The organism is Streptomyces bacillaris (genome assembly GCF_003268675.1).
Lineage (GTDB): Bacteria > Actinomycetota > Actinomycetes > Streptomycetales > Streptomycetaceae > Streptomyces > Streptomyces bacillaris.
Genome location: NZ_CP029378.1, coordinates 7,626,233 through 7,645,716, shown reverse-complemented (window position 1 = coordinate 7,645,716; position 19,484 = coordinate 7,626,233). Strand labels below are relative to the sequence as shown.

Annotated in this window: 8 protein-coding genes; 1 reads left to right on the top strand and 7 read right to left on the bottom strand. The window is 72.2% G+C overall.

Features of this window, described 5'->3' with window-relative positions:
* Positions 1–45: 45 nt before the first annotated feature.
* Positions 46–531, top strand: coding sequence for a hypothetical protein (locus DJ476_RS33260; RefSeq protein WP_112492256.1), 486 nt, complete (start codon positions 46–48; stop codon positions 529–531).
* 75 nt (positions 532–606) lie between these two features.
* Here DJ476_RS33260 and DJ476_RS33255 read toward each other — a convergent pair whose 3' ends face one another.
* The 7 genes from DJ476_RS33255 to DJ476_RS33225 all read right to left on the bottom strand — a co-directional run bounded on the left by DJ476_RS33255 (position 607) and on the right by DJ476_RS33225 (position 19,481).
* Positions 607–3,012, bottom strand: a complete 2,406-nt coding sequence (locus DJ476_RS33255; RefSeq protein WP_112492255.1) for an ATP-binding cassette domain-containing protein — start codon at positions 3,010–3,012, stop codon at positions 607–609.
* Positions 3,013–3,114: 102 nt separating this feature from the next.
* Positions 3,115–3,531, bottom strand: coding sequence for a VOC family protein (locus tag DJ476_RS33250; protein WP_028417068.1), 417 nt, complete (start codon positions 3,529–3,531; stop codon positions 3,115–3,117).
* Between the two features lie 10 nt (positions 3,532–3,541).
* Entirely contained in the window at positions 3,542–3,961 is a 420-nt protein-coding gene (locus tag DJ476_RS33245; protein WP_103417009.1) for a helix-turn-helix transcriptional regulator, read from the bottom strand.
* 269 nt (positions 3,962–4,230) lie between these two features.
* Positions 4,231–5,562, bottom strand: coding sequence for an ACP S-malonyltransferase (gene fabD, locus DJ476_RS33240; RefSeq protein ID WP_112492694.1), 1,332 nt, complete (start codon positions 5,560–5,562; stop codon positions 4,231–4,233).
* Positions 5,562–6,626: a ketoacyl-ACP synthase III family protein gene (locus tag DJ476_RS33235; protein WP_112492254.1), complete on the bottom strand. Its 1,065-nt coding sequence runs from the start codon at positions 6,624–6,626 to the stop codon at positions 5,562–5,564. Before DJ476_RS33235 ends, fabD begins: the two co-directional genes overlap by 1 nt.
* On the bottom strand, positions 6,623–15,010 hold the full coding sequence (locus DJ476_RS33230; protein WP_112492253.1) for a type I polyketide synthase: 8,388 nt from the start codon (positions 15,008–15,010) through the stop codon (positions 6,623–6,625). Before DJ476_RS33230 ends, DJ476_RS33235 begins: the two co-directional genes overlap by 4 nt.
* Positions 15,003–19,481, bottom strand: a complete 4,479-nt coding sequence (locus DJ476_RS33225; RefSeq protein ID WP_112492252.1) for a beta-ketoacyl synthase N-terminal-like domain-containing protein — start codon at positions 19,479–19,481, stop codon at positions 15,003–15,005. Before DJ476_RS33225 ends, DJ476_RS33230 begins: the two co-directional genes overlap by 8 nt.
* Positions 19,482–19,484: the final 3 nt, after the last annotated feature.

Here is a 19,484-nt window from a genome sequence, read left to right as displayed (position 1 = left end):
AGGGCGGTCGCGCCACGGCGGTACGGTCGACGAGCGGGGGAGAACATGCCCAGGTGGGGGCTGCTGGTGGAACAGAACCTCGGGTTCGGGGGCCAGCGCCGGGTCTGGTCGGGCGGGGTCATCGACCATGTGGACGGCACCCGTGAGGAGGCGCTGGAGGTCCTGCGGCAGCGGGCCGAGGAGTACCGGCCGGTGCATCCGACGAGTCCGAAGCGGCGGCGGCTCTACCGGGAGCGGGACGGGTTCGTGCTGGTGCTGGACGGGGGCTGGCAGAGCTTCCACTGCCGGTTCACGGTGATCGAGCAGCTGTACGACAGCGCCCAGCCGAAGCCCGTACCGCAGCCGGAGGCCGTGCCCCGGCCGCCGCATGCCCGGGAGCCGGAGCCCGACCCTCAGCCGGAACCGGGGCACCCGCTTCCGCTCTCGCCTCCGCCCCCGCCCCCGCCTCCGTCGGCGCCCGAGGAACCGCGGGCGTGGGACGCGGATGTGCCCGAGGTCCCGTCGTGGCTGAACCGGGACCGGCCGTCCTGAGCCGGGAGGCCGGGGCCGGGAGATGTCCCCGGCCCCGACTCCGCACAACAGCACGGTCGGCCCCGTACGGTCCCGTCACTCCCCCACGTACGCCGCCAGGTGCTCGCCCGTGAGCGTGGAGCGGTCCGCGACCAGGTCGGCCGGGGTGCCCTCGAAGACGATCCGGCCGCCGTCGTGTCCGGCGCCGGGGCCGAGGTCGATGATCCAGTCGGCGTGTGCCATGACCGCCTGGTGGTGCTCGATGACGATCACCGACTTCCCGGACTCGACCAGCCGGTCCAGCAGCCCGAGCAGTTGCTCCACATCGGCCAGGTGCAGGCCGGTGGTCGGCTCGTCGAGCACGTACACACCGCCCTTCTCGCCCATGTGGGTGGCGAGCTTCAGCCGCTGGCGCTCGCCGCCGGAGAGCGTGGTGAGCGGCTGGCCGAGGCTGAGGTAGCCGAGGCCGACGTCGGAGAGGCGGGTGAGGATCTTGTGGGCGGCGGGGGTGCGGGCCTCGCCCTCGGAGAAGAAGGTCTCGGCCTCGTCCACCGACATCGCGAGCACCTCGCTGATGTCACGGCCGCCGAGGTGGTGGTCGAGGACGGAGGCCTCGAACCGCTTGCCCTCGCACTCCTCGCAGACGGTGGCGATGCCCGCCATCATCGCCAGGTCGGTGTAGAGGACAGCGGCGCCCTTGCAGGTGGGGCAGGCGCCCTCGGAGTTGGCGCTGAACAGGGCGGGCTTCACGCCGTTGGCCTTGGCGAAGGCCTTGCGGATCGGGTCGAGGAGCCCGGTGTACGTCGCCGGGTTGCTGCGGCGGGAGCCGCGGATCGCGGTCTGGTCGACGGAGACGACGTCCTCACCGACGGGGATCGACCCGTGGATGAGCGAGCTCTTCCCGGAGCCGGCAACCCCGGTGATCACGCAGAGCACCCCGAGCGGGATGTCGACGTCGACGTCCTTCAGGTTGTGCGTGGAGGCGCCGCGGATCTCCAGCGTGCCGGAGGGCGTGCGGACCTCCTCCTTGAGGACGGCCCGGTCGTCCAGGTGGCGGCCGGTGAGGGTCCCGCCCGCGCGCAGGCCGTCCACGGTGCCCTCGAAGCAGACGGTGCCGCCCGCGCTGCCGGCCCCGGGGCCGAGGTCGACGACATGGTCCGCGATGGCGATCGTCTCCGGCTTGTGCTCCACGACGAGCACGGTGTTGCCCTTGTCCCGCAGCCGCAGGAGCAGGTCGTTCATCCGCTGGATGTCGTGCGGGTGCAGGCCGATGGTGGGTTCGTCGAAGACGTACGTCACGTCGGTGAGCGAGGAGCCGAGGTGGCGGATCATCTTGACGCGCTGCGCCTCGCCGCCGGAGAGGGTGCCCGAGGGGCGGTCGAGCGAGAGATAGCCGAGGCCGATCTCCACGAACGATTCGAGGGTGCCGAGCAGGGCGCTGAGCAGGGGCGCCACCGAGGGCTCGTCCAGCTCACGCACCCAGTCGGCCAGGTCGCTGATCTGCAGGGCGCAGGCGTCGGCGATGGAGATCTTCTTGATCTTCGAGGACCGGGCGCTCTCGCTGAGCCGGGTGCCGTCGCACTCGGGACAGGTGGTGAAGGTGACCGCGCGCTCCACGAAGGCGCGGATGTGCGGCTGCATCGCCTCCTTGTCCTTGGAGAGGAACGACTTCTGGATCTTGGGGATGAGTCCTTCGAAGGTGAGGTTGACGCCCTCCACCTTCACCTTGGTGGGCTCCCGGTAGAGGAAGTCCTGCATCTCCTTCTTGGTGAACTTACGGATCGGCTTGTCCGGGTCGAGGAACCCCGACTCGGCGTAGGTCCGTACGGTCCACCAGCTGTCGGACTTCCAGCCGGGGATGGTGAACGCGCCCTCGGCGATCGACTTGGTGTCGTCGTACAGCTGGGTGAGGTCGATGTCGGAGACCGTGCCCCGGCCCTCGCAGCGGACGCACATCCCGCCGGTACGGGTGTAGGTCTGCTTCTCCGTCCTGGTCCCGGCACCGCGCTGGACGGTGATCGCCCCGCTGGCCTTGACGGAGGCCACGTTGAAGGAGAACGCGTTGGGCGAGCCGATGTGGGGTTTGCCGAGCCTGCTGAAGAGGATGCGCAGCATGGCGTTGGCGTCGGTGGCGGTGCCGACGGTGGAACGGGGGTCGGCGCCCAGCCGCTGCTGGTCGACGATGATCGCCGTCGTCAGCCCTTCGAGTACGTCGACCTCGGGGCGGGCCTGCGTCGGCATGAAGCCCTGGACGAAGGCGCTGTAGGTCTCGTTGATCAGCCGCTGGGACTCCGCGGCGATCGTGTCGAAGACCAGCGAACTCTTGCCGGAGCCGGAGACCCCGGTGAACACCGTCAGCCGGCGCTTGGGGATCTCGATGTCGACATCCTTGAGGTTGTTCTCGCGCGCCCCGTGCACACGGATCACTTCGTGGCTGTCGGCGACCGGCTGCGCAGCCGACTGCCCCGCCGACCGCGATCCGGTCTTCCCGGCCTTGCTCATCGTCTCTCCATCTGTTGCCCACACGCTGTCGCACACATCGTCTTCTCGTCGCCACGGCCCCGCCGGCCCCGTGCGACGACGGAACCGGTCCATCGGCGGGTGTCAGCCCTTGCGCGGCTGGTTGAAGCGCAGCATGTTCCCGGCGGGGTCGCGGAAGGCGCAGTCGCGGACACCGTACGGCTGGTCGATCGGCTCCTGGAGCACTTCGCCGCCGGCCGCTCGGATGCGTTCGAAGGTGGCGTCGACGTCGTCGGTGGAGAAGATCACCCCGCGCAGCAGGCCCTTGGCGAGCAGCTCGGCCATGGCCTGCTTGTCGGCGGCCGGGGCGTTGGGGTCGGCGAGCGGCGGTTCGAGGACGATCTCCACGTCCGGCTGGGCCGGGGAGCCGACCGTCACCCAGCGCATCCCCTCGAACCCCACGTCGTTGCGGACCTCCAGGCCGAGAACGTCCCGGTAGAAGGTGAGGGCCTTGTCGTGGTCGTCGACGGCGATGAAGGTCTGTGCGAGCTTGATTTCCATGGCTCTCACGCTACGGAGGGGGCGGAGGTTTTGCTTCTCCATTCCTGATCGGTCGCGTGCGGATCTTGGCGACGCACGCCGGAATGGCGGCACCTTCCTCGTGCGGCCGGGCCCGGTACGCGCTGGGGCTCTCCCCGACCAGCTCGGTGAAACGGGAGCTGAAGGACCCCAGCGACGTACACCCGACCGCGAAGCAGACCTCGGTCACCGACAGGTCCCCCCGGCGCAGCAGCGCCTTGGCCCGCTCGATCCGGCGGGTCATGAGGTAGCTGTACGGGCTCTCGCCGTACGCGGCCCGGAAACTGCGGGAGAAGTGGCCGGGCGACATCAGCGCACCCCGCGCCAGCGCGGGCACGTCGAGCGGCTCCGCGTACTCACGGTCCATCCGGTCACGGGCCCGGCGCAGCCGGACGAGATCCTCCAGCGTCACCCGGCCATCCTCCCACGGCGGGCCCGACGGCTCGCGGTGCCGGGCCCGCCGTGGCGCGACGCCGCCCGTGGCGTCAGGCCAAGCCGCCGTGGCGTGGGAGCGGGCCCGGCGTCACGCCGTCCGGGCCCGCTCCCACGCCTGTTCCAGGGCCCGGTCCCGGGCCTGGCGGTGCGCCGTGATCCGCGCTTCCCTCTCCCCCGCAGCGGCTTCCCGGCAGCTCCCGTCGGCGCTGCGACGGGAGCTGCCGCAGAACCCCGTCGCGGCGCTCGTCACGCGAGGGCGCGGATCGCCTCGATGGTCCGGTCCACGGTGAGGGTTCCGTTCGCACAGTCGCGCAGCAGGGCCGTCACCCGTTCGTCCTGGTATTCGCGCAGAGGCGCGGGTGGGGCCTCGGGCGGTGCGGACCCGGCGATGTCGTCGCGGGTCAGGAGATAGTCCGCCAGGGCGGCGCAGGAACGGTGCTGGAAGATGACGTCCGGTTTGATGGGAACGCCGAGGACCGTCCCGGCCCGGCGGGCCAGGCGGACGTAGATGATGGAGTTCAGGCCGAGCTGCCGGAACGACGCGTCCTCGTCGAAGGCCAGCGCCTCGTCTCCGATCTCCGGCTGGAGGATCTCGCGCTTGATGCGCTCGATCAGGTCCCGGCGCGGGTCGGGCGCGGGCTCCTCCGCGGGCTCCCGCGCAGGGTCCTCTGCGGGCTCCTTCGCGAGCTCCGGTGCGGGCTCCTTCGCGAGCTCCGGTGCGGGCTCCTGCGCGGTGGTGATCCGGTCGATGAGGGAGGTGAGCACCTTCGATTCGCCCAGTTCCGTGAAGGCCGACACGCCCGCGTCCCGCAGATACCGGATGCAGTCGGTCCAGCGGACGGGCTGGGCTATCTGGTCGGCCAGCAGATCGCGGACTTCCTGCGCGTCGGGGCCGAACGGGCGGCCCGTCACGTTGGAGATGACCGGTGTCCGCAGTTCGCCCACCTCGACCGAGGCCAGCAGGGAGCGGAAGCGGTCGGCGGCCGGGGCCATCGCCGGGGCGTGGAAGGGGCCGCTGACGCGGACCGGGACGAAGCCCCGGACGCCCTCCACCTGCTCGAAGGCCGGTTTGATCCGCGCCAGTTCCTCGCGGCTGCCGGAGAGCACGAACTGCTCGGGCGCGTTGTAGTTGGCGATGACGACGCCGGTGGCACCGTGCCGCTTCAGGGTCTCCTCGACGATCTGCTCGGAGAGACCGACGACCGCGGCCATCGCACCGCCGCTGACCTGGCTCATCAGTTCCGCACGGCGTCGCACCAGCGTCAGGCCGGTTTCGAAGTCGAAGGCGCCGGCCGCGAACAGGGCGCTGTACTCACCGAGGCTGTGGCCCGCGAAGAAGTCCGCGGGGGGCAGGTCCTCCTGCGCCGCCGACCAGTGCAGCGCGTTGACGACGTAGATCGCGGGCTGCGCGTACGCCGTGTCGGACAGCCGTCGTTCCGGGTTCTCCAGGCAGAGCTCTTCGATCGGGTAGCCGAGCACCCGGTCGGCGCGGCGGCGGAGGTCGGGGAACCTTCCGAAGAGGCTCCGTCCCATCCCCTTCTTCTGGGTGCCCTGTCCCGGGAACACGTAGCAGCGCATCAGATCCGCCCGCCTCCGAGGCCGGATCCGGCCGACGGCGCCGGCCACTCGGGAAGCTCGACGATCCGGACCACGGCGCACGTCCAGGTGAAGCCGGCGCCGACGCCGAGCAGCATGCAGAGGTCACCGGCGTCCACGGCGCGCTGCTCCACGAGGTGGCCGAGTCCGGCGATCTGGTCGCCCGCGCCGAGGTGGCCGACGGTGCGGCCCCAGGACCAGGTCGTGAGGTCGAGGTCGATGTCGAGTGCGGCGAGGACCTCGCGTTGCAGCACGATGCGCCCGAAGTGCGGAACCACGAACCGGGCGATGTCCTCCAGACCCGTGCCCGCGTCGCGCAGGGCCCGGTCGACGCAGTCGCTGAGGCCGGCCCGGAACCGGCGGGTGAACTCGTCGAGTTCCACGTCTCCCAGGTACTGCAGCTTGCGCAGCCGCAGATCGATGGGGAGCGTGGGGTCGTGGTGGGGCGTGAAGGGGGCGTCGCCGCGGTGCAGGCGCTCGAGGGTGGGGTCCGACACCGTGGAGGTGCTCAGCACCTGGGCGAACCCTGACCTCTTGCTGAGCACCATCGCCGACGCGCCGTCGCCGGGGACGATGCCGATGTCGCTGTTCCAGCGGTCGATCGCGGGCGGGCTGACCTTGTCGGCGGTGGTCACCAGCGCCGCCACGTCGTCGGTGGCCGCGAGGGACCGCGCCGCCATGTCCAGCGCGGTCATGCAGCCGTTGGAAGCGTTCTTGACCTCGAAGGCGAGGGCCGAATGGTCCCCGAGCACTTCGCGGTGGATGTAGGAGGCCGTCGGGTACAGCTCGAGGCCCTGGAAGTACACGCAGGCGTGCAGCAGCAGCGCGATGTCCTCGGCCCGGTGCCCGGACCTTTCCAGGGCATCTCTGGCAGCGGCCACCGCCATCTCGGGCGGAGCTTCGTCCGTGGCCTCGCGGACCGACTCCAGCTGCGTGTCCTCGGCGTCCTGGGCGTCGAACAGGCCGTCTGCGACGGCTTGTTCGACCTTGGTCGCCGGGGGCAGGTAGGTGGCGACACCCGCGATGAACAGGGCCTCTGTCTTCACTTCTCGTTCCCTCTCAGGGTGGTGGCGTCATGGAGCAGGAGCCCGGCGATGGCCTCGGCGGTCGGGTAGTCGAACACCAGGGTGGCGGGCAGCGTGGTGTTCAGCCGCTTGGCGAGGCGTTTGCGCAACTGGACCATGGTGAGCGAGTCGATCCCGAGGGACCGCAGGGCCCGGTCGGCCGGCACGCTGTCGGGTCCGGGCAGACCGAGCACGTCCGCGACTTCGCTGCGTACGAGGTCCAGCAGCAGAGCCGGTCGTTCGGCTTCGGAGGCGTCCGCCATCCGGGTGTCGAGCGACTGCGTGGTCCCGGCGACTTCGGTCCCGCGCCCTTCGGTTGTGCGCTGCAGCATGGCGCGCAGCAAGGGAGGCGCTTCCGCACCGCCGAGCGCGTGGCGCAGCGATGCCAGTTCCAGGCGTACGGGCATCAGCTGGGTCTCGGGCCGGGCAAGGGCGACATCCAGGGCATGCAGGCCCTCGGCCAAGGTGAGGGCACCGATCCCCTGACGCCGCAGGCGTCCCAGCTCGGCCTTGCCGAGGTGGGCGGTCATGCCCACTCCGGCCTGTTCCCAGAGCCCGAAGGCGAGGCTGAGTCCGGCAAGGCCCCGCTTGCGCCGGTTCGCCGCCAGGGCGTCCAGCGTCGCGTTGGCCGCCGCGTACCCGCTCTGTCCGGCGGTGCCCAGCGTTCCGGCCGCCGAGGAGAAGAGGACGAACGCGGCCAGGTCCAGCCGTTCGGTCAACTCGTCGAGCAGCAGCGCGCCCTGGACCTTGGGGGCCATCACCCGGTGCAGCCGCTCTGCGGTGAAGCCCTCCACCAGGCCGTCGTCGAGCACGCCGGCGAGGTGGAACACGGCCGTGAGGGGATGGCCCTGGTCGATCCCCTCCAGTACCGCGGCCACCGCGGCCCGGTCCGCGATGTCGCCCGCGACCAGGTCCACCCGCTCGGCGCCTGCGGCTTCGAGGTCCCGTACGAACGAGGCGGCTTCGGGGGCGCTGCCACCGCGCCGCGAGAGCAGCACGAGCCGCCGCACCCCGCACGCGCGGACCAGGTGGGCGGCGAGCGCGCTGCCCAGCTCGCCGAGACCGCCGGTGATCAGCACCGTGCCGTCCGGGTCGAGGGCGCGTGGCAGGGTCAGTACGCTCTTGTGGGCGGCGTTCTGCTGCGCGTGGCGCAGGGCGTACGGCGCTTCGCGCACGTCGAAGGCGGTGAACGACCCCCTGTCGTGCCTCGGTTCGGTGGCGGACGGATCAGCGGCCGCCTGGGCGAAGGCGAGGTTCGCGGGCATCGGCCTGAGGGCGGCGCCCTCCACCCGGATCTCCTTGCCGAGCGCGGCTGTCGCACGCCCCATGACCCGGTCACCCGTGCGTACGGAGGTGACGGCGCTGCCGACCTCCATGACGGTCCCCGCGAACTCCAGGACCTGTGCGTGCCCCGGGCTCATCGCGGCGGCCCGTACCTCGACGCGGGCCTCCGACGGCGCGACCGGCTCCGGCGCGCCCTCGTCGTGCGGGGCGGCGACGACGTCCACCTGGCCGTCCTCCCGCTGGTGCAGGTGCCAGCCGCCTCCGTCCGGCAGGACGAGCGCGTCGGTCTCCTCGACGGTCGGCCTTGCCCGTGGTACATGGACCGTCCCGCCGCGCACTACGCACTCCGGCTCGCCGCCGGTCCCGATCACGCGTGCCAGGAGCGGGAAGTCCGGGGTACCGGGATCGAGGTCGATCAGGCGCAGGACGCGCTCCGGTTGTTCCGTGCGGGCCGTGCGTACCATGCCCCACACTGCGGCGTGGGCCCAGTTCCGTACCTGATCGTCAGGGCTCGACGACACCGCGTCCCGGGTGATCCAGACCAGCTCCGTGCCCTGGAGCCGGGCATCACCGAGGCACACCTGAAGCGTCCGCAGCGTTTCGGCGGCGCTCCGTTCCGCGTCGTGCCCCTGGGCGGACGCACGGTCGGACAGCGTGAACAGCAGCCGCCGAGGCGCATCCGCCCTGCCGTCGAGCCGTTTCACGAGGGCGTCCAGGCCGGGTACGGCGTCGGCGCCGAGCCCCGCGCCCAACTCCGCGTCACCGACCACGAGAGTGCCCGCGGGGTCGGGGGTTTCGGCCTGGGGGTGTACGGGTTCGAAGCCGACGCGGTAGAGGTGCTCGGCGAACGGGTGTCCGCGGCGTCGGCCGCGCTGGAACTTCAGCCCGCCGATCCGGGCCACCGGGTCGCCTGCCGGGTCAGCCAGCCAGACAGTGGCCGGTGCGAGGTCCTCGTCCCCGCCGGACCCGTACGACACGCGCACGGTCAGTTCTCTGCCTGCGGGGCGGAACAGCTCGACGTCCGACCAGATGAACGGGACGAGCGGCCCGGGAGCCGCGCCCGCCTCCATCAGACCGGCGACGACCACCTGGAGTGCCGCGTCGAACAACGCCGGATGCAGGCCGTGTTCGCCCGGGTCCAGCGCGTCGGGAAGGGAGACCCGCGCATAGTGGACGCCGTCGCGGCAGGTGAGTTCGCGCAGTCCCCGGAACGCCGGTCCGTAGTCGAGCCCGTTCGCGAGGGCGCGTCCGTAGAAGGCCTCGACGTCGAGGGACCGGGCATCGGGGACCGGCCAGTTGCCGAGGTCCGACGGCACCGTGGCGTCGGCGCCCTCCCGGGTCACGCACTCCCCGGTCACGTGCTGCTGCCAGACCAGCGGTTCGTCCGTGTCCTCGGGCTGGCTGTGGAACGTGAAGGGGCGCCGTCCGTGCGCATCCGGCTCACCGACGGTGGCCTGGATCCGCAGTGCCCGGCCCGGCAGGAGGACGACCGGCTCCAGCAGCGTGAGGTCCGCCAGGGCGTCGGCGCCCGCGGTCCGGGCGGCGGACAGCGCGGCGTCGATCAGGCCCGCGCCCGGCACGTAGACCTGCCCGCCGACGACGTGATCGGCCAGCCACGGGCCGTCGTCGAGCGACAGCCGACCGGTGAACAGGCGGCCGCCACCGCCTGCGAGCGTCGTGGTCGCGTCGAACCACGGGTGGCCGTGCGTAGATTGACGTGCCGTCACTGCAACGGGCCCGGAAGGAAGTTCGCCGATCCAGAAGCGCTGGCGTTGAAACGCGTACGTCGGGATGTCGACCTTGTCGGCGCACTGGGGCCCGAGGACTCGCTCCCAGTCCAGCGGGAAGCCCCGCTCGAACAACTCGGCGGCCGCCCGCCAGAGTTGGTCCACGCCGCCCAGTGAGCCTTCGGAGGGCGGGCCGATCTCGACGAACGCTCCGAAGCCTTCGCCGCGCAGCCGCTCCAGCGCGCGGTCGAGCGTCCTGGGCTCCGGCTCCGGCAGGTCGCGGAACCAGTGGTCCCCGCCGAGCTGCGGGCCCGGTACGACCTCGCCCGTCAGGCGCGAATGGAAGGGGACGGACGTCCGGGCAGGAACGATCCCCGGCATCGCACCGCCGACCGCGCCCCCCGAGCGTGCGCGGGCTTGCAGGGCCACGACGCGGGCGCCGTCCGCCAAGGTCAACGCCCCGCTCACCACGGCGGCGGCGACCTCGCCCCGCGCGTCGCCCGCCACCGCCGCAGGCTCCACACCCCAGCTGCGCCACAGCGCCGCGAGTCCGAGGTGGGTCGCGAACAGCGTGCACGGCAGCGCATCCGGACTGCTCCGGTCCTCCTCGCCGCGCAGCACCTTCAGCACGGACCAGCCGGTCAACGGCGCGAGGGCGGCGTCGCACTCCGCCACGGTGTCGCGGAACACCGCGCTCTGCTCCAGCAGTTGGCGGTCCACCCCTGTCAACTGCGGTTCCTGGCAGCCGAAGACGAAGGCGATCTTCCCCATCAGCTTGCCGGAGCCGGGCTCGACCGCCCGCAGGGCTGCGGCGGCATCCGTGGCGTTGCCCGCGAAGACCACGGCGCGGGCGTCGAAGTGCGTACGGCCGACGGCGGAGGTGTGGGCGATGTCCCGCATCGGCGCGGCGGGCCGCGCGTCGAGCCACTCGGCCCAGTGCCGGGCCTGCGCGCGCAGGGCGGCCGTGTCGGTGCCCGAGATCACCAGCGGGTGGACGAGATCGTCGCCGGGCCGGTCCGCGACGACGGCCTCCGGTGTCTCCGGTGCTTCTTCGATGATGACGTGCGTGTTCGTGCCGCTGATACCGAACGAGCTGATACCGGCGCGACGCACCCGCCGGGTCCGGGGCCACTTCCTCGGCTCCCGCAGAAGCTCCAGTTCGCCGCCGGTCCAGTCGATCCGGGTGTTCGGCTTCTCCGCGTGGAGCGTGCGGGGCAGGAGTTCGTGCTGGAGGGCCAGCACCATCTTGATGACGCCGATGACGCCGGAGGCCGCCTGGGCGTGGCCGATGTTGGATTTGGCCGATCCCAGGTGCAGGGGTCGTACGCGGCCGGAGAACACCGAGGCAAGGGCTCCGGCCTCGATGGGGTCGCCGAGCACGGTGCCGGTGGCGTGCGCTTCGACGGCGTCGATGTCGGCCGGGGTCAGGCCCCCGTCGGCCAGGGCGCTGCGGACCACGCGCTGCTGCGCGAGGCCGTTCGGGGCGGTGAGGCCCTGGCTGCGGCCGTCCTGGTTCATGGCGGTGCCCCGTACGACGGCCAGTACGCGGTCACCGTCGCGCCGCGCGTCCGAGAGCCGCTTGAGGACCAGGACGCCGCAGCCTTCCGCCCAGCTCGTCCCGTCGGCGTCGTCGGCGAAGCTCTTGCAACGGCCGTCGGCAGCGAGCCCGTTGAGGCGGCTGAACTCGACGAAGATCTGCGGGGTGCTCATCACGGTCACTCCGCCGGCGAGCGCCAGGTCGCATTCGCCGCTGCGCAGCGCCTCGCACGCCAGGCGCAGGGCCACGAGCGAGGAGCTGCACGCGGTGTCGATGGTGAGCGCGGGCCCGGACAGGCCGAGGGTGTAGGACACCCGGCCGGAGATCAGGCTCGACCCGTTGCCGGTGATCTTGTAGCCGTCGCTGCTCCCGACGTCCCAGCGGCGGGCGACGTCGTAGTCCGAACTCATCGCGCCGATGTAGACGCCCGTGTTGCTGCCCTCGAGGGACGCGGTGCGCAGGTTGGCCCGCTCGATCGCCTCCCATACGACTTCCAGGACGAGCCGCTGCTGCGGGTCCAGGGAGAGCGCCTCACGTGGGCTGAGTCCGAAGAACGCGGCGTCGAAGTCCTCGACGTCGCGTACGAAGCCGCCCTTGCGCTCGAAGCGCCTGCCGGTGGCGGCGCGCTCCGTCTCCTCGATCGTGCCGAGATCCCATCCGTCCCAGCGCTGGGGGAACGGGGAGGAGGCTTCGCGGCCGTCGGCGAGCAGGTCCCAGAACGCCTCGGGCGTGTCGATGCCGTCCGGAAGCCGGCAGGCCATGGACACGATCACGACGGGGTCGTCATCATCGGGCCGTACGGGCGCCGCCGCGACGGCGGGCGGGACGTCCGGGGCCCGGTCCTGCGGGTCCTGTGCATCGGCGTGCGTCAGCAGCAGGGTCGCGATCGCTTGCGGGGTCGGGTAGTCGAAGGCGAGCACCGTGGGCAGCGGGACCCGCGTGCGTGCGCTGAGCCGGTTGCGCAGCTCGACCACCATGAGGGAGTCGAAACCCTGTTCGCGCAGCGTCAGGTCGGGGCGCACGGCGTCCACGGGACGGCCGAGCAGGGCCGCGGCCTCCTGCGTGACGAGTGCGACCACCGATCCTGGACGCTCGGGTTCGGGCAGTGCCATCACGTCCTCGCGCCATGAAGCCGTGCTGACGGCCGGGATCGCGTCGTCGTGTTCGTCCAGCCAGTAGCGGCGGTGTTCGAACGCGTACGTCGGAAGGTCCGTCCTGTACGTGTCGGAGGCCGGGAACACCCGCTGCCAGGAGACCGGGACCCCTTGGACGTGCAGCTCCGCCAGCGCCCGCAGCGGCTGTTCGAGCCCTCCGCGATCACGGCGCAGGGTGCCCACCACGACGGCCGCCGCGTCGGCCTCGGTTCCCTGCGCCAGGGCTATCTGGAGCACCGGGTGCGGGCTCACCTCGACGAAGGTCCCGAACCCGTCCGCCCGCAGGCGTTCCAGCGCGCGGTCGAAGCGGACCGGCTCGCGCAGGTTGCGGCACCAGTAGTCCGCGCCGAGTTCCGGACCGGCTGCCCGCTCCCCCGTCACGCTCGAATAGAAGGCGATCCCCGTATCCGTGGAGGCGAGGCCCGTGAGCTGTTCGCGCAGGGCGGGCAGCAGGGCGTCCATGTGGGGGCTGTGCGAGGCGTAGTCCACGTCCACGCGCTGGCAGTACGCGCCGGTGGCCTCCATCTGCGCGAGGAACCGGTCCAGCGCCTCGGCGTCTCCGGCCACGACGGTCGAGCGCGCGGTGTTCACCACCGCGACGGACAGCGCGTCGCCGTAGGCCGCCAGCTGCTCGGTGACCTCGCCCACCGGGCGCTCCACGAGCCCCATCGCCCCGTCCGGCGCATGGTCCTGCACGGCCCGGGCGCGCAGCGCCACGATGCGGGCGCCGTCCGCCAGGCTCAGCGCCCCGCTGACGACCGCCGCGGCCACCTCGCCCTGGCTGTGGCCGACGACCGCCGAGGGCTCGACGCCCCAGGCGCGCCACATCGCGGCGAGCCCGACGTACATCGCGAAGAGCGCCGGCTGCACCACGTCCGTACGGGTGAAGGGCGGCGCGGTCCCGTCCTGTCCCCGTACGACTGCGGCGACCGAGAACCCGGTGTGCGGGGCGAGGGCTTCGTCGCAGGCCGTCACGGCCTCGCGGAACGCCTCGCTCTCCTCCCACAGCGACCGGCCCATCCCCCACCACTGGGCGCCCTGGCCGGGGAAGACGAACGCGACACGGCCACGCTCGGCGGCCAAGCCCGTCACCACCGCGTCGTGGCTCTCATCGGCGGCGAGCGCCCGCAGACCGGCCACGGCCTCGTCCGTCGTACCGGCGATCACCACACCGCGCGTGGGGTGGTGCGTACGGGTCGTCGCCAGTGAGTGGGCGACGTCGGACAGCCTCGTGCCCGGCGACTGCCCGAGGTGGCTCGCCAGCCGTGCGGCGTTCCGCGCGAGCGCGTTCGGGCTCCTGCCGGACACCGCCAGGCAGACCGGCCCGCCCGCGTCCGGTGCGGCCGGTACCGGCGCGCTCCCGGGCGCCTCACCGAGGGCGACATGGGCGTTGGTGCCGCCGTATCCGAAGCTGCTCACCCCCGCGAACCGCGGCCCGTCCGGCCAGGCGGCCGCCTCGGTGACCACGTCCAGCCGTTCGGCGGCGAAGTCGATGCGCGGGTTCGGTGTGCGGAAGTGCAGGCTCGGCGGAAGGACGCCGTGGTGCACCGCCAGTGCGGCCTTGACGAGTCCGAGCACACCGGCCGCCGCTTCGAGATGGCCGAAGTTCGTCTTCGCGGAGCCGATGCGCAGCGGCGCGGGCCGGTCGGGCGCGAACACGGTGCCGAGCGCGCCCGCCTCCGTCACGTCGCCCAGGGGCGTGCCCGTGCCGTGCGCCTCGACGTACGACACCGACGACGGTGCGACCCCGGCGTTCTCCCACGCCGACCGCAGCACCTCCGTCTGCGCCTCGTGGCCGGGGGCGGTCAGTCCGTCCGTCGCGCCGTCGTTGTTGACGGCGCTGCCGTGCACCAGCGCGTAGACGCGGTCGCCGTCCGCGAGCGCGTCGGAGAGCCGGCGCAGCGCGACCACCGCGCAGCCCTCGCCCCGGGCGTAGCCGTCGCCGTCGGCGTCGAAGGCCCGGCACAGGCCGTCGGGGCTCTGTGTGCCGAGTTTCGTCATGGCGACCGAGGTGTTCGGATGCAGCATCAGGTTGACGCCCCCGGCCAGGGCGAAGTCCGACTCTCCGGAGCGCAGGCTCTGCACGGCGAGGTGCACCGCGACGAGGGAGGAGCTGGACGCGGTCGCCACGCCCATCGCGGGGCCGCGCAGCCCCAGCGCGTAGGCGATGCGGGACGGGATCACCGAGTTGTCCCAGCCGATGGCCGAGTGGGCGTGGATCGCCTCGGCGGCGCCCTGCGTGAACAGCGGGTACTCCTGCCACATCGCGCCCATGAAGACGCCGGTGCGGGTGCCCGCGAGACTCGCCGTGGAACGCCGCGCGTCCTCGACGGCGGCGCACGCCACCTCCAGGGCGATCCGCTGCTGCGGGTCCATCTGCCGTGCCTCGGCCGGTGGGATACCGAAGTACTCCGCGTCGAAGCCCGTGACGTCGTCGAGGAATCCGCCCCGGCGGTTCGCCGCCCCGCCGGACGCCTCCGCTTCGGCCCAGGCGGTGGCGTTCCACCGGTCGTCCGGCACCTGGCGTACCGCGTCGACGCCGTCGAGCAGTGCCTGCCAGAGCGCGGTCGGGTCCTCGATCCGGGCCGGCAGTCGGCAGCCGATGCCGACGATCGCCACCGGCTCGTGGCGGCCGTACGTCCGGGCGGCGGTCAGGTCAGACACGGGTGGCCCCGATCTCGTCGGGCGCGTAGAGCGCCAGGCAGGTCTCCTCGATCGCGGCGAGCGGCCCCGCGTCGTTCAGGATCGTCATGTGGTTCGCGGCGTCGATCTCCACCAGGCGGAGGCCCGGCAGCTCGCGCTCCCAGTCCTGCCGGTAGTTCACGTGGTCGAGGGAGAAGGTCTCGCCCGCGACCTGGAAGTAGGGTTCGACCTCGCCCAGGAAGAGCCCGCGCCGGTTGCGGAAGTAGGTGCACACCACGGCTTCCGGCCGTGGCAGAGGTCTGATGGTGTGCTCTCCGAGCCGGTAGGCGAGCTGGATCGCCATGTTGCGTCCGACGAACCGCGCGGTCCGGTCGGGTCTCATGGCGAGCCCGCGCTCGGCCGCCAGCTCCGCGAGCCGCAGGACGAACGCGTCCTCGTCCAGGGCCTCCGCGATCTCGTCCCGGTGGATCAGACGGGCGCGCAGGACCGCCGGGTCCTTCTCCCCCGCCGGCCAGAGCAGGGAGTTGACGACCTGGAGGGCCGCGCTCCGGGCCGACTGGAACCCGTTCGCGTTCGCCTTCGCCAGGCCCGTCTCGTCCGGCGAGTCCACCATCGTCAGCGAGGCCACGTCCTGGCCCTGCTCCTGCAACCGCCGGGTCACCTCGTAGGCGACGATGCCGCCGAGGCAGAATCCGCCGACGTCGTACGGCCCTTCGGGCTGCACCGAGCGGATGATCCCGGTGTAGTACTCGGCCATGGCCGTGACGCCCTCGATCGGCGCGTCCTCGGTCAGCAGGCCGCGGGCCTGGATCCCGTAGAAGGGCCGGTCGATCCGCCCGGCGATCGTACGGTAGGACTCGACGCCGGCGAGGGCGCCGTGGATCCAGAAGACCGGCCTGCCCTCGGTCGCGCCGTTGAGGCGCACCAGCTCCGGGGCCGACGCGCGCGTGGAGCGGGCCTCCGCTTGGGACAGCCTCGCGACCACGTCGTTCAACGTGTCGTGCGGCTGCCACCATTCGGGCCGGAACCCCGGGAACACACTGCTGATCCGGCCCAGCATCGCGACCAGGAGCAGGGAGTTGAGACCGTAGTCCGCGAGCGACCGCGTGCCGTCGATCTCGTGGCGCGGCAGGCCCAGCACCGAGGCGACGAGATCACCCACGAAGGCGTCGCCGTCCTCGCCTTCCGGAACGCCGACGCCTGTGTGCGCGGCCTGATCCGGCTGCGGTGTCTGCTCGGCGAAACACGTCAGCCGCGCGAAGGGGTACCCGGGCAGGGGGATCCGCCTGCGCCGGGCGCCGCGATGCATCAGCTCCCAGTCGATGGACGTGCCCGCGGCCCACTGTTCCGCCACGTCGTCGAGGTGCGTCGGCTGCCCGTCGTGGCCGGCCTCGGCAGCGGGATCGACGCCGTCGGTGAACGCCACGCGGGCGAGCGTGTCCGGGTCACCGTCGAGCCAACCGCCCAGGGTGCGAGCGGCCTCGTCGGTACTCCGCGCGACGAACGCCAGCCGGCAGCCCATCGCTTCCCGGCCGACCTGCAACGTGTACGCGATGTCCGCCCAGGAGCGCGGATCCGCCCCGGCCAGCCGGTGCGTCAGCCGGCGCGCCCGCTCGCGCAGGGCGTCGGCGCTCCGCGCGGAGAGCACGAGGACCTGCGCACCCGGGTCGTCGTCCAGGTTCGCGGAGGCGAGGTTCTCGGAGGCGAGGTTCTCGGAGGCGATGTGCTGCTCCAGCACGACATACGCGTTCACGCCGCCGATCCCGAAGCTGTGCAGGCCCGCGCGGCGCGGCAGCGGGCGGCCGGCGTCGTCGGTGCGCTCGGGCCAGGGCAGGTTCCGCGTGGCGATGCGCAGCCGCGTCCCCTTGAGGGAGAGGTCGGGGTGCGGCTGCCCGAACCCCGGGATCGCCGGGATGACGCCGTGCCGTATCGCCTGCGCGGTCTTCACCAGCGCGGCCAGGCCGGAGACCACCTCCGTGTGCCCGATGCAGGGCTTCACGTTGCCCAGATACGTCACGTCCTCCCCGCCGTCCTCGCTGCGGTGTCCGGCGCCGAGCGCCGCCAGCTCCGCGCTGTCCGCGAGCAGCGAACTCATGCCGTGGGTCTCGATGTAGTCCACGGCGCCCGGGGCGATCGCGGCGTCGGCGTGGGCGTGCGCGACGGCTGTCTTCATGCCCCTGATGTTCGGTGCCGTGAAGGACACGCCCCTGCCTCCGTGGGCCACGCCGGTGCCGCGTACGACGCAGTGGACGAAATCCCCGTCCTCCAGGGCCCGCCTCAGCGGTTTGACCAGTACGGCGGCGACGCCCTCGCTGCGCGCCGTACCGTCGGCACCCTCCTGGAACGGCCGGACGTCGCCGCCCGGGCTGAGCATCCCCGCGGCCCGCATCCCGCCGAACCCCGCGGGCGACATCACCAGGTTCACCCCGCCGACGATCGCCTGCTCGCACTCGCGGTCGCGGATGGACCGGATTGCCCGGTGCAGGGCCACGAACGAGGACGAGCACGTCGTGTCGTACTGCTCACTCGGGCCGTTGAGGTCGAGCAGGTACGAGATCCGGTTGGGCACCATCGCGGGCGACGGCAGGCTCATCAGGTCCCTGGCCGCGGGCCGGTATTCGCTCTGCGTCGTGGCGACGAAGACGCCCGTGGGCCGGTTCCGCAGCTCGGCAGGCCGGTAGCCCGCGTCCTCGACGGCGTTCCACGACGCCATCAGCAGCAGGCGCAGCTCCGGCGTCACCTGGCGTGCCTCGGTCATCGACATGCGGAAGAAGAGAGGGTCGAATTCATGCACGCCGTCGAGGAATCCGCCCCGCAGCGCGGCTGCCTCGTCGCCGTGGCCCGCCCAGTCCGGACGCTTCTCCGGCGGTGCGGTGATGCAGCGTCTGCCCTGCTCGACGATCCGCCAGAACTCTTCGACGTCGTCGGCCCCGGGGAAGCGTGCGGACATGCCGACGATCGCCATGCCGTCGAGCGCGGCCCCGTCCGGCTCGGGCCGAGGCCGAGGCCGTACGGGATCGGGCGCCGGGTCCGGCGGTGCGGGCTCCGGCGGTGCGGGCTCCGGCGGAAGCGTCTCCCGCAGCTCCTCGGCGTACTCGGAGACGATGAACTCGCCCAGCTCGGCCAGGGTGTTGTGCTCGAACAGCACGGTGATGTCGAGGTCGATGCCGAGTGTCCCGCCGAGGGTCCGGGCCACGTTCACCGCGAAGATCGAATCGAGCCCGTAGCCGGAGAAGGGCTCGTCCCGCGCGATCCTCGACCGCGGGATGTCCAGCGCCTCTGCCAGCACGTCGAGCGCGACCGCCTCGATGTGAACACGCAGCCGGTCCCCGGGCTCGCTCCCGGTACTGTGACCGGCCACGGCCCGCACCGGGCTCTCGGGCATCGGCTCCGCTCGCGGCGCGGACGGGCGCGGTACGGCGGCCGCCTGCCGTACGACGCCGTCGCTCTCGGCCACGATGATCTGCTGTCCCAGATCCTCGGCGTTCTGCGCGGGCAGAGCGATCGCGCGGAATCCTTCCTGCGTCAGGACGCGCTGCCAGTTGTCCGTGGAGAGCAGCGGGCTCCCCTGGATCCGCAGGTGCGGGTCCTCGTAGCGCCACCATCCGTCGAGGAGGCCGAACGAGAACTGGCTGAGCAGGTTGTTCGCGGTCAGTTCGTTCAGGACCAGCACTCCGCCGGGCCGGAGCAGCGCCTTGGCGTTGCGCAGGGTGTGGCGGATGTCCCGGGTGGCGTGGAGGACGTTGGCGGCGACCACGGCGTCGTACGCGCCGAGGGTGAGCCCCTGCTCCGCCACCGGGCGCTCGATGTCCAGGGTTCCGTAGGTCAGCCAGGGGTTCGCCGCACCGAACGAGCGCTCCGCGTGGTGCAGGAAGGCCCTTGATATGTCGGTGTAGCAGTACTCGCGCACGTCCAGCCGCGCGGACCGCAGTGCCTCCAGGACGACGGCGCTCGTGGCGCCCGTACCGGCGCCGATCTCCAGGATCCGCGCTCCGTCCGCCGTACGGGCCTGTGCCCGCCGTCGCAGCCGCGCCACCAGGTCGGCGGCCAGCACCCGGTTGAAGAACGCGGACGCCGGGTTGGTCGCGTAGGCGTTCTGCACCAGCTCCAGCGATCCCCCGGGGAAGAGGACCTCGGTGGCCGGCCGCCGTCCGCCGAGGATGTCGGGGAAGGCGCGTAAGGCGGTCTCCACCAGGAGGTGGGTGGCCGCGAGGTCGGGATTGCCCTGCCAGGCGGGCTTCTCCGCCTCCCATGCGCGCCACAGCTGCTCGATCGGCCGGTGCGGCCTGGCATCGTCGAGCAGGATCCTGCCCTCCCGCCGATCGAGGTAGCCGGCCCCCTCGAAGATGCGCAGGCACTCGTCGAACCAGGGTCCGTACCCGGGCGCGAGGCCTGCCGACTCCCGTGCGGCCTCCGGAGTCTGCCCGGATTCGCGGAACGCGCCGAGCGAGCGCAGCTGGGACCAGAGAAGGTCGAGCAGCAGCTGTTTCATGAT